General features: G+C 37.2%; 8 protein-coding genes and 1 pseudogene. 5 read left to right on the top strand and 4 right to left on the bottom strand.

The window, feature by feature from the left end; all coding sequences use genetic code 11:
• Positions 1-35: 35 nt before the first annotated feature.
• The 4 genes and pseudogenes from QL998_RS11825 to QL998_RS11810 all read right to left on the bottom strand — a co-directional run bounded on the left by QL998_RS11825 (position 36) and on the right by QL998_RS11810 (position 6,514).
• Entirely contained in the window at positions 36-647 is a 612-nt protein-coding gene (locus QL998_RS11825) for a superoxide dismutase (RefSeq protein ID WP_290192745.1), read from the bottom strand.
• A gap of 22 nt (positions 648-669) precedes the next feature.
• On the bottom strand, positions 670-1,176 hold the full coding sequence (locus QL998_RS11820; protein WP_290192744.1) for a hypothetical protein: 507 nt from the start codon (positions 1,174-1,176) through the stop codon (positions 670-672).
• Between the two features lie 80 nt (positions 1,177-1,256).
• On the bottom strand, positions 1,257-1,739 hold the full coding sequence (locus tag QL998_RS11815) for a GNAT family N-acetyltransferase (RefSeq protein ID WP_290192743.1): 483 nt from the start codon (positions 1,737-1,739) through the stop codon (positions 1,257-1,259).
• A gap of 12 nt (positions 1,740-1,751) precedes the next feature.
• Positions 1,752-6,514: pseudogene (locus QL998_RS11810) on the bottom strand (PAS domain-containing protein).
• A gap of 251 nt (positions 6,515-6,765) precedes the next feature.
• Here QL998_RS11810 and QL998_RS11805 point away from each other — a divergent pair.
• The 5 genes from QL998_RS11805 to bfr (QL998_RS11785) all read left to right on the top strand — a co-directional run bounded on the left by QL998_RS11805 (position 6,766) and on the right by bfr (QL998_RS11785) (position 12,247).
• Entirely contained in the window at positions 6,766-7,644 is an 879-nt protein-coding gene (locus QL998_RS11805) for a cation diffusion facilitator family transporter (RefSeq protein WP_290192742.1), read from the top strand.
• A gap of 102 nt (positions 7,645-7,746) precedes the next feature.
• Positions 7,747-8,817: a PepSY-associated TM helix domain-containing protein gene (locus tag QL998_RS11800; RefSeq protein ID WP_290192741.1), complete on the top strand. Its 1,071-nt coding sequence runs from the start codon at positions 7,747-7,749 to the stop codon at positions 8,815-8,817.
• Positions 8,818-8,889: 72 nt separating this feature from the next.
• Positions 8,890-11,025 carry a TonB-dependent receptor gene (locus QL998_RS11795; protein ID WP_182194746.1) on the top strand — a complete coding sequence of 712 codons (2,136 nt, stop codon included), beginning with the start codon at positions 8,890-8,892 and terminating at the stop codon, positions 11,023-11,025.
• Positions 11,026-11,299: 274 nt separating this feature from the next.
• Positions 11,300-11,770 carry a bacterioferritin gene (gene bfr, locus QL998_RS11790; protein WP_002958985.1) on the top strand — a complete coding sequence of 157 codons (471 nt, stop codon included), beginning with the start codon at positions 11,300-11,302 and terminating at the stop codon, positions 11,768-11,770.
• 12 nt (positions 11,771-11,782) lie between these two features.
• Positions 11,783-12,247, top strand: a complete 465-nt coding sequence (gene bfr / locus QL998_RS11785) for a bacterioferritin (RefSeq protein ID WP_002958984.1) — start codon at positions 11,783-11,785, stop codon at positions 12,245-12,247.
• Positions 12,248-12,409 lie beyond the last annotated feature (162 nt).

Genomic DNA, 12,409 nt, shown 5'->3' with positions numbered 1-12,409 from the left:
AGAAAATAAACTGTATTACTAGCCATATTCGGCACTCAACCGATAGCCAATAAATAACGCCTTTGTACTTCTTGCCAATTAACTACATTATAAAAAGCGGCAATATAGTCAGGGCGCTTATTTTGATACTTCAAATAATAGGCATGCTCCCATACATCAAGTCCCAAAATAGGTGTATTACCTTGCATTAAAGGGCTATCTTGATTAGCGCTATTTTGTATAATCAGCTTTTTATCTGGCGTGACACATAACCATGCCCAGCCACTACCAAATTGGCTAATTGCCGCGGCTGTAAATTCCTCTTTAAACTTATCAAAACCGCCTAGTTGCTCATTTATAGCCTGAGCCACAATACCTTCAGGTTTACCGCCTCCTTGTGGGCTCATTACTTGCCAAAATAAGCTGTGATTAAAATGCCCTCCTACATGCTCTTGTACTGCTTTTTGTAAATTACTAGGCAGACTGTTTATTCCCTTAAGTAATTTTTCAGCATTTGCGGTTGCATAAACAGTATCTGCTAAAGCAGCATTGGCTTTATTGATATACGTTTGATGATGCAATGTGTGGTGAATATGCATTGTTTTACCATCAATATGAGGCTCAAGCGCATCGTACTCATAGTTAAGTGCAGGCAAAGTAAAAGCCATAAATACTCCTTTTTCTTTTAAATTAGTGCAGTTGATTGTTTGTAGTGCTCTCTGAGCATAAGCAAAAATTCACTTGCTCTATTAGCTCAGGTAAAAAATGATAGCGTCTTGCAAATAATACAAGTTCAGAGGAAGTTTTAATGTAATGATGCTTACTCACTTTTTGTATATCGTAATGAGTATGCTTTGTTAAAGAACAAAGCGTTAGGTGTATTTCGCATAGCCATTTACATGCATTTTCTGGCTGCTGCATAGCTATATAGGTATCAGCTAAATTATGCGACGCAACAACAAGTGCGGGTATACAATGCTCAATAGCATAAATGGCATTGTTATTAATCTGAGCATATAAAAACTGCTGAAGGAGATGATCCGCAAGCGTTTTGGCTAATAAGTATTTATCGCGTGCTTCGAGTAAAGCACCCTGCTCAAATGCATAATTACCTTGCATTATGTTCGACTGCCAAGGGCTTAATGCTTGCTCAAGATAGAGTAGATCTGGGTGGGGCTGTTTTTGACCTGAGATCATATAATCATCTGCACATTTAATTATTGAGTGTGTATTTAATTTACACACCCAACAACCCAAATGCAAATGATTTTCATTAACTATTTGGCGAAATCTAATAATTCCTGCCCTGTTAAGCGATATATAATCCATTCGTTTTGAGGCTTTGCGCCAATACTGTTGTAAAAATCGATAGCGGGTTTATTCCAATCAAGCACCACCCATTCAAAACGACCACAGTTATTACTAATCGCCTTATTAGCTAAGTGCTTCATAATGGCTTTGCCTGCACCATTGCCACGACTATCTGGGCTTACGTATAAATCCTCAAGATATAGGCCATTTTTACCTAACCAAGTAGAGTAATTATAAAAATATACTGCAAAACCAATTGGCTCATCGCTCTCTAAACAAATTATGCTGTGCGCGGTTGCCCCTTCGCTAAACAAAGTATCTAAAATTGCTTGTTCATCGGTTTTTACCGCATCAGGTTCTTTTTCGTATATGGCAAGTTCGGTAATAAAGTGCAAAATTGTTTTTGCGTCACTTGGTTTTGCATCACGTATTATAACGGGTTGGCTCATTGTATTTTTACCTTAAATATACTGCTCTAATTTATCTTTTAAAATATCTAATTGAATAGGTTTACTCAAATAATCATCCATTCCAGCTGTAATACAACGCTCTTTATCGGAGTCCATTGCATTAGCGGTGATAGCAATAATTCTAATATTTTTGTGCTGTTCACCCGCTAATCCTTTGCGAATAGCCGCGGTTGAAGCAAAACCATCCATAACAGGCATTTGGCAATCCATAAGTACTAACTTAAAGAACCCTGAATCGTGAGCTTTTAATATATCAATTGCCAGTTGACCATTCCCGGCAATCGTAACATCACAATTAAGCTTTTTGAGCATTAATTTAGCCACCTGTTGGTTAATGGGATTATCTTCTACCAATAATATTTGGGAAGACTCCTGTACCTTTTCTTTTTTGAGTGACGAAATATAACCTGACGTAACGAGTGGAAGCACTTCTCCTGCTCCATTACTCGTAATAACGGACAGTGCAGAAATTAAATCAGCGGTGGTTACTGGTTTAGGGAAATATGCCTGAAAACCAGCATCAGAATAGCGCTGCGCGCCTTCCATACCAGCAATACTAGTCATCATTACAAGTGGCATTGATTTATAATGTTCATGTGCTTTTAATGCTTTACAAAGCTCTATGCCACCCATTCCTGGCATTTGCATATCAAGCACTGCAATATCATACATGCAATTTTCGCTTTTATATTGCTGCGCACACATATCAAGTGCTTGGTGTGCGTCACATGCCAGAACAACTTTCGCGCCCCAATGTTCAAGCTGTTGTAAAATTACTATTCTATTTGTTTCGTTATCATCAACAACTAAAACTGTTAATTCTTTCATATTAATATTAGGAATATAACGCTCTTTTTGATCTCCCGATGTTAGCATTATAGAGGCAGTAAAAGTGCTTCCTTTACCTGCTTCGCTAGTGACAGAAATAGCTCCTCCCATTAACTCGCAAAGTTGTTTACAGATGGCAAGCCCTAAGCCACTGCCCCCGTACTCACGCGTTGTTGATGCATCTACTTGAGAAAACGGAGTAAATAATTGCTGTTGTTTGTCTTCACTTATTCCTATGCCTGAGTCTTTTACACTTACAACAAATTCTAAACCTTGAACCATTTTATTAATTTTCGCACTTACCACAACCTCGCCTTTAGCCGTAAACTTAACGGCGTTACTCAGTAAATTAGTAAGCACTTGGCGAATTCGCCCGGGGTCACCACATAATTGCGAAGGCTCCAAGGCTAACAAATCTAAAATTATTTCAATGCCTTTGTCTTGAGCTGTAAATGCTTGCGCGGCAGCAACTTCGCCAATTAAATCTCGTCCATTAAAGTTAATTTCTTCAAGTTCGATTTTACCAGCCTCGGCTTTAGAAAAATCTAAAATATCGTTAATTACGGCTAATAAAGAATGTGCGCTTGTTTTGGCAATGTCTACTTTTGTCTCTATTGGCTTAGGTAATGATTCTAATTGAACAAGCTCTAGCATACCGAGCACACCATTCATTGGCGTTCTTATTTCGTGGCTCATAGTTGCTAAGAATTGACTCTTAGCAAGCGCTGCATCTTCAGCTTTAACAAGCGCTACTTTTAACTCCTCACTGATTACTTTACGCTGCTGAGAAACTAAAGAGCTTCCCACTAAAGTAGCTAATGATCGAAGATACGTTTCTTCGCTTTGCGTCCAATTGTGGTGCTCGCCTACCGTTTCAGCACACAAAATACCTAAATTACCATCGCCAGTTGCTATCACTGCATCAAGCATCGATTTAATATTTAGTGGTTTTGCATACGCTTCTATAAAATCAGCAGTTGCTGGGTGCGTATAAACATCATCAATAGCTACTAAGTTTTGCTTATAAATGGCGTTATAATATTCAGGGTAGTCTTTAGCAGTTAAAACAGCATTTGTATCTACAAAACCTTGCCCTTTAATGTATAAACTATGACATGTCATCACATCTCGTTTATCGTTAAAAATCCATACCGAAGCGCGAGCAATATCTAGCACTTCACACATAGATTTAACTGCTAACTTTTTAACTTGTTCTACATTACTGTTTTGTACTTCAGGGGCAACAGTAAGTGCAGCTAAATTTTTGTTATACCTGTTTGTTTTTTCGCTTTCGAGTTCAAGTCGCTTATGCGCATCAATACTTTGAAACGAGCCAAAAACACGTACGCATTTTCCATCTCTAAGCTCTGCTTGGCCCATTGATTTAACCCAACGCTCCTGCCCCGAATAAGTTAAAATAATAAGCTCAACACTCCAACTTTCACCTAAAGTCACAGCGCATTCAAACAAGGTACTTATAGTGTCTCGGTGTATTCCTGGTTTATAAAAATCAATTGCGGTATCTATGCTAGGCTCATAACCCTCTGGTACCTCATGAATAACTTTAACTTCATCAGACCAATAAAGCGTATGCGCCTCTAAGTCAATTTCCCATGCGCCAATCTGACCTTGCTTACTCATTGATTCGAGTAAATTTTGCTGACGATTTATTTCTAATTGAGTGTTATAACGATCCGTAATATCTAAAATAAACCCATCTAAATACAATATGTTGCCATCATCTGCGTAAATCGCTTGGCCTTTTTCGTTTACCCAATGCAAGGAACCATCGCGGGCTGTAATTCTATACTCAACAGACCATGGCTGCTTGGCGCCGACACAGCTTAATATTTCAGCTTTTATTTTTGTAGAATCGTCTTTGCATATTAAATCAAAAAAGTTAATGGCTTCGCTATGTATCAACTCATCAGGCGAATAGCCTGTTATTTCACTCGCTTGGTCGCTCATATAAAGCATGCTTAATTTGTCATCAAATTTACATCGATAAATAATGCCCGGTATATTTGATACTAAAGATGCAAACCTATCTCGACTTCCTTGCAATTCATGCTGTGTAGATTTTTGATCAGATATGTCTAAATGCGTACCTATCATACGTTTTGGAGAGCCATCGGTATTCCACTCAACTATTTTTGCAGTATCGAGAACCCAAATCCAATCTCCATTTTTATGCTTCATGCGGGCTTCGCTAACATAATAGTCAGTCTCGCCGGCAAAATACGCTTTAAGTTTTCTCTCCGATATAGCTAAATCATCAGGGTGAGCAAATGTATACCAAGTATCTATAGTGCATGGTTCAAGCTCGCTGAGTTTGTAACCTATAATCTCGGCCCAGCGATTATTAAATGTCACTTTTTTAGAATCGATATACCAATCCCAAATACCCACGGCTGTTGAGTCAATCACTAGTTGTAACTGTGTTTTGTGCTGTTCAAGCTCTAGCTCTTGTACTTTCAGGGCTGTAATGTCATTACGAATAGCAATATAGTTTTGCGGTTTTCCATTTTCATCTAAAAATGGTGCAATTGTCGTATCTACCCAATATATGCCACCATGCTTAGCTTTATTGCATATTTGCCCGTTCCATATATCACCACGTTTAAGCGTTTTATACATATTTTTAAAAAATGCTTTTTCGTGTTTTCCTGAATTTAAAAGGCGATGGTTTTGACCTATTAATTCGTGTTCATCGTAGCCACTAATCTCACAAAATTTCTTATTTACAAAAGTGATGGTGCCATGCAAATCAGTTACAGCAACAATAGCGTGTTCATCTAATGCACTTTTTTGCTCGGCTAACTGTTTTAATGCAATTTGAAGTGCCGAACGTTGTTTTTGTAATATACTTTGTTGCTCTGCTTTTACGTCCACTAACTTACGAAGACCTAATGAAAGCTGATTAAACTCTATACTGTCGTTTATTATTGGAACTTTAACCAAATCGCCTTTTGTAATATTTTCAACAATTTTAGCTAAGTTAATTAAAGGCTGAGAAAGCCGGCGACCAAACCACCAAGACAGCGTTAATATAAGCAATAACGCCCCCGTATTAGTCAATACAGCAAGCTGCTTATAATAATTGGCGCCTTGTAGTGCGACTTCTTTTGGTTTTGATACGAGTAGCTGCCAGCCAGATTCATTTAAAAACTCTAATGAATTAATATACCCATATAAAGTGACTTCATTCTTATCACTATAAGTAAAAACACGTTGTGTTGGTGATCCGTTTTGAGAGAAAAATAGTGGTTGGGTATCGTCTGAATTATTACTTTTTTGAATTTTATTTTTGTACATAACATAAAATGTTATGTCTTTATTAGCAGCGTGTATTTTACTTAAATTATTTAATAAGCCGTTTAAATTTATATCTGCGATCAATATTGTTTGTAACTTATTTTCATCATTTAATACTGGCAAGCCAATAATATGATAGTCGCGCCCTGAGGCAGTCATTGACCGAAACTGAATCTTGCCTGTATTTTTAATACCTGTGCGTATGTCGTCAAAGCGCTGCTCTTTAATAACATCAAAAAAAGGTGATAAAGGTCGTGAGTTAACAAGGTTTATATCTATAAGCTCTACATGATTAACGAAGTCATACTGCTCAACAAATTGATTTATTAATTTTTTTTTTTAGCAGAGCTAATATCAAGTTGTGACCTAAGCAAATATAAATCTTTAACATGGTCTGCAAACCAAATATCAGCAAATTGCTTGCCTATATTATTAAGCTCGTTAAGTTCGGTGTCTGCATTTTGTTTAAGGGTGCGATTTACGTGTTCAAGACTAAACCAAGTAAGTATACATAGTGGCCCTAAGGCTATAATTATAAAGGTTATAATTAACTTACTTCGAACAGACTGTCCTTTACCTGTTAATTCACCAAAGTTTAAACCTTTGTGCATGCTTAATATCCAGCAACTTATAATCATTTAATATTACTTACATTAATGCACTAAATATATAAAGACGCAAGTTTTGAGCGGTAAACTCCTTAAAAAATGGGTGTTTAGCGTTACAATATTAAATTCACACTTTTTAAAATATACGCCTTTATTACTAACTTATAATTAGATTTATTGACGCTACCACATCTGTAGCGGTTTTAAACCAGCCATGATATAAGCAATATTCAATTAATACATTTGAGGTCATTATGGCGCACGATCACTCACATAGTCATGTAGACGAAAACCAGAGCGATAAACAGCTAACCGTCGCTGTGGTTATTAATGTATTGCTAACCGTAGCCCAAGTTATTGGCGGGGTATTTTCGGGCAGTTTGTCACTTATAGCCGATGCACTTCATAATTTAAGTGATGCTGCCGCTATATTTATCGCGCTCGTTGCACGTAAAATTGGTAATAAACCTGCTGACACCACTCATCATTTTGGCTATAAACGCGCTGAAATACTTGCCACACTTTTTAATAGCGGTACATTGATATTAATTGGTGTGTATTTAATTTTTGAAGCCATTTCGAGCTATTTAAACCCTCAACCAATTAATGGTTGGATAGTTGTGTGGGTGGCAGCAATAGCATTGATTATTGATTTAGCAACCGCATATTTAACCTACCGAGCTGGCGCAAATCACAGTATAAATATAAAAGCGGCCTTTATTCATAACGTATCAGATGCAATGGCATCTATTGTTGTTATTATTGCGGGCACCTTAATTATTTTATACCAGTGGTATATCGTTGACTTAATTGCCACTGTGCTTATTTCTCTTTATGTAATTTATCATGGCATTTTACTATTAAAGCAAAGCTGCAAAATTTTAATGCAAGCAGCGCCTAGCAATATTGATACAGATGCAATATCACGTGCTATTAGTAATGAATTTAATATCGAATCGGTAGTTAGCATTAAGCTTTGGCAACTAGACGATAAAGAAAATTATTGCGAGCTTATTATTAGCACTCAGCAGGTAATTGATTTAGCCGCAGTTAAAAGTTTTTTGCACAACAATTTTAATATCGAAAATTGCATAATAGAGATCCGACCAATCGCGAATAAAAGCCTAATTTAATGTTCTTAATAACAAGCTAAACCAAATACATAACTATTTAATTGAAAACAGCTCGTATTATCATTTACAATATTGTCATTAACTCATAATGAGATACCGTTTTTGAAACTTTGGTTACGTAGAATTCATTTAGGCCTTGCCCTAATTAGCGGACTATTTTTATTAATAGTGAGCCTAACCGGTGCTGTTATGATTTATGCAAAAGACATACAGCACCTAATAGAGCCTGAGAAATGGCAAGTAACACCCCAAAAAAACTTAATGCATTACGATGAACTTATACAAAATGTACAAGCTCAAACTAAGCAAAAAATCACCTTTTTTATGCCCGAACAAGCGCCAAACGCAGCATGGCAATTTCGGTTAGCCAATAAACACTACGCCAGTGTTAACCCCTACTCTGGGAGTGTACTAAACATCTATGAATCAACCGATACGATTTATGGGTTTGCTATGGGATTACATCGTTGGCTGTTGTTTGAAGACAGTAAAGGTGAAAAAACCTTTCGAAATTGGATGTCGGTGTGTGCATTGCTACTTTTAATAAATGTATTACTGGGCTTTTATTTATGGGTAAAGCCCAAAAACAGAGTTAAACGTTTAGCTATAAAACCAAAAGCCAAATTTAGAGTGCTCATGTATCAATTTCATACAGTGCTTGGTGTTTACTTTTTTATACCGCTTATACTGATTGCATTTACTGGTATGGCATTTAACTGGAAAACACAAACTCAATCGGTATTAGAATTTGTGACCTTAAACAAGATAGAACAAAGACCTAAAGCACCAAAAGTAATAACCCCTTCTCAAGCTGCTTTAAACTACAATGAAGCAATTAAAAATGCAGAGAACGTATTTCCAGACGGTAAATTATATAGAATTTACTTACCTAAAAAGGATGACGAAGCAATTGCACTGAGAATGCAAAACCCTGGCGAAAGCCACGCTTACAGCTGGGTTTGGACTAACCCATTTACGGGTAAAGTATTAAACTCATTTGACGCCAGTAAAACAAACTTCACAACACAAGCATGGAACTTTAAGTATAAGTTTCACATTGGTGATTTTGCAGGTCCTATCGTGCAGTTTTTATGGTTATTAATAGCCCTTTCACTCGCATTTTTTATTGTAAGCGGTGTATATTTTTGGTTAAAACGCCATAAATGGAAATAAATCTCATTAACACCTGTGTCGTTAGTTGATAATAATTACCATTACGTAAATTGTTATCAACTAAGACACCCCATGTTAAAAACTTCGCTTTGCCTTATTGCTATTGCAATAAGTACTAACACGTTAGCAAATGAAAATAATAAAAATGAATACACTTCTGATCAGTTAGAGCATGTCATTGTATCTGGCAGCCGCATATCAGAGAACATTGACGAAGTACCTGCCTCGATTACCGTTATTAATCAGCAACAAATACAACAGCATTTAAAAGTAAGCTCAGAACTGGGAAGTTTACTCGCGCAAATGGTTCCTGGCCTTGCCCCAGATACTGGCAGTTCAAGTAATTCAGGACAAACACTACGCGGCCGTGCGCCATTAATAATGATTGATGGTGTACCGCAATCAACACCTCTTCGTAATGGTTCTTTAGGCGTAAAAACGCTTGATGCAAGTGCCATAGCGCGCATTGAAGTCATAAAAGGCGCAACGTCTATTTATGGTAATGGTGCCTCAGGTGGCATTATTAACTACATAACAAAACAGGCTCGCAGTGATGGTAAACCGGAAGGTGAAATAAGTATTTCAAGCCGCTTTAGCGCTGTTAAATTAGCAGAAAGTGGCGGCGGTAGAGTATCAGCCGCAGTAAACGGTAAGCTCGACCAACTAAGCTACCTGCTAACGGCAAGCTATGAAGAAAACGGCGTACAACGCGATGCAGAGGGCGATATTTTAGGCTTGCAATATGGTTTATCAGACTCTGAAACTCAAAACTATTTTACCAAACTAACTTATGATTTTGACGACGAAAAGCAACTGCAGTTTAGCTATAACTTTTACAGCTCACAGCAAAAAACTGATTTAGGCGATGTTACTGGCGATGGCAATATAGGGGAGAAAACATACGCTATACACGTCCCCTTAGAGCTTCAAAAACAAGGTAAGCCGCAAGGCCCAGAAGGCAACGAAAATATAACCCTAAAATATGTTGATTACGCGCTGTTTGAAAACACACAAATGACCCTCGATCTGTATAAACAAAATATAGAAAACGTATTCTTTTTCTCAACCGCTTTAGCCAACCTTGATGAAGGTTATAGCGGTGGTCAATCGGTTATTAAATCAGACAAGCAAGGTGCCAGAGCTACATTTAATAGTCAGTTTGATTTTGAAAACGTAACAGCCACCCTAATCTACGGTATTGATGCCTTAAACGATAAAACATCGCAACCTTTAGTAGATGGCCGTGTGTGGGTGCCAGAAATGGACATGGAAAGTGTGGCTGGCTTTTTACAAACCAAATGGGTAATAAACGACGACATTATTGTAAAAGCGGGTGTAAGAAAAGAAAGCATTGATTTGAGCGTAAGTGACTACCAAACGCTAAAACTTTGCAAAACCGCATCGCAATGTTCAGTACCATTAAATGTGCGTGGCGACACCATTAATTACGATGCAACAACTTATAACGCCGGTATTAAATATAACTTAACAGATGCCTTTAGCCCGTTTTTTAGCTACTCACAGGGCTCTGATATTTCTGATATTGGTCGCTTACTTCGTGCTGCAACCGTTGACGACATTGCACTTATTCAAACACAAGCCTCAATAATCGACAATTACGAAGTTGGTTTTACCTCACAGTTTGAAAACGTACGTTTTGAATTTGCTCTTTACAGAAGTACCTCAGAGCTTGGTACAAGTAATGAGTATAATGAAGTAACAGGAGTTTACGAACCTGTGCGTGCGCCACAAGAAATATGGGGTTACGAAGGGTTAGTTAATTACACTATTACCCAAGATCTTAAATTAAGCGCAACGTACAGCTATGTTGAAGGTAAAAATACCGAGGCCGATGACTATTTAGGGGCAAGCCAAATTAGCCCACCTAAAGCAACAGCGAATGTAACGTGGCAAACAAATGACGAGCTATCTCTTGCAATGAGCTTTTTATATGTAGGCAACAGAAAGCGTTTTGATAAAAATGCGCAAGGCCAATACTCTGGCGATCAGGGCCCTGTTAGTAGCTACAACACATTTAACTTAAGTGGCCAGTACAATGTTAACGCCAGCTGGAGTGGCTATTTTGGTATCGAAAACCTGTTCAATAGCGATTACTACCCTGCCCGCGCACAATCTTACACTTACGGCGGCTATAACATCAAAGGATTAGGCACAACGGCTACCCTAGGTGCTAAATACCAGTTTTAATTAGTAATATACTCAATAAATAGGCATCATCAGCATGCCTATTTATTTAAAAAATAATATGAAATGCAGTCTCTCAACTTATTGTTTATAAATACCTCTAGTAATCATTCTCAGATACTAATACAAATAAAAAACTGTCCACAAACCAAGCAGTAACGCAAACTTAAATAAGAATCAAAACCAATAGTAAAGCAATGATTTTTATAGAGAAAACTTGCAATATAGGCTATATGTACTACACTGCATACAATTGAAATAGTTGAGGCGATTTATCATGAAAGGTAATCAAAAAGTAATCGATGCGTTTAATACATTGTTAGCTAACGAATTAGCAGCAATCGATCAGTATTTTATACACTCGCGCATGTATGACGACTGGGGTTTAAACAAACTATACGAGCGCCTTAACCACGAAATGGAAGAAGAAAAAGATCACGCAGACTGGCTTATTAAGCGCATCTTGTTTTTAGAAGGTGTACCAAATATGACTAAGCGCCGTGATTTACTTATCGGTAACGATGTAAAAAGCATGATGCAAAACGATTTAACACTAGAGCTTGAAGTAGTTGCGTGTGTTAAAGACGTCATCGCAATATGTGAAGAACAACAAGATTATCAATCTCGTAGCATTTTAGAAAAGCTGTTATTTGATACCGAAGAAGATCATGTTTACTGGTTAGAGCAACAACTTGGTCTAATTGATAAAATTGGTTCTGAAAATTATCATCAAGCACAAATGGCTTAGTAGGAGCATATTATGAAAGGCGATAAAGACGTTATTGCAGCGCTTAATAAAGTACTCGCTAATGAGCTTGTTGGTATTAACCAATACTTTTTACATGCACGTATGTTTAAAGATTTTGGCTTTACACAGCTTGATAAAGCAGACTACAAAGTATCAATTCAAAAAATGAAAAACGCTGATCGTTTAATTGAACGTATTTTGTTTTTAGAAGGCTTACCAAATCTTCAAGACCTAGGCCGATTACGTATTGGTGAAAACAGCGAAGAAATGATTGCTGCTAACATGAGTTTTGAACTCGATACTATTGATGAGTTACGTAGCGCAGTTAAACTGGCTGAAAGTAAAAAAGATTACATTACCCGTGAAGCCCTTGATCACATTTTAAATGAACAAGAAGAGCAAATTGATTGGTTAGAAACCCAACAATTACTTATTAAAAATACGGGTATCAAAAACTACTTACAGTCTCAACTGTAAATAGTAACAAGCATAAAAAAAGCAGCTAAAAAGCTGCTTCAGATTGACGATAAACCCTGCTTTTTTGTAGGGTTTACTATTTTTGAGCAGCCGAAGGCTGCGATCGCGATATTTTTCTGGTGTTGTTATTATTCTTTAGGTTTTATTGCTGATGTGACTTTT

The sequence above is a fragment of the Pseudoalteromonas sp. APC 3691 genome, from assembly GCF_030408135.1.
Taxonomy (GTDB): domain Bacteria; phylum Pseudomonadota; class Gammaproteobacteria; order Enterobacterales; family Alteromonadaceae; genus Pseudoalteromonas.
This window is presented reverse-complemented; position numbering and strand designations above follow the sequence as displayed.

Excerpts from the sequence above, each read along its gene's own strand:
- QL998_RS11825 (WP_290192745.1), bottom strand. The coding sequence starts at position 647 with ATGGCTTTTACTTTGCCTGCACTTAACTATGAGTACGATGCGCTTGAG.
- QL998_RS11820 (WP_290192744.1), bottom strand. The coding sequence starts at position 1,176 with ATGATCTCAGGTCAAAAACAGCCCCACCCAGATCTACTCTATCTTGAG.
- QL998_RS11815 (WP_290192743.1), bottom strand. The coding sequence starts at position 1,739 with ATGAGCCAACCCGTTATAATACGTGATGCAAAACCAAGTGACGCAAAA.
- QL998_RS11805 (WP_290192742.1), top strand. The coding sequence starts at position 6,766 with ATGGCGCACGATCACTCACATAGTCATGTAGACGAAAACCAGAGCGAT.
- QL998_RS11795 (WP_182194746.1), top strand. The coding sequence starts at position 8,890 with ATGTTAAAAACTTCGCTTTGCCTTATTGCTATTGCAATAAGTACTAAC.
- bfr (WP_002958985.1), top strand. The coding sequence starts at position 11,300 with ATGAAAGGTAATCAAAAAGTAATCGATGCGTTTAATACATTGTTAGCT.
- bfr (WP_002958984.1), top strand. The coding sequence starts at position 11,783 with ATGAAAGGCGATAAAGACGTTATTGCAGCGCTTAATAAAGTACTCGCT.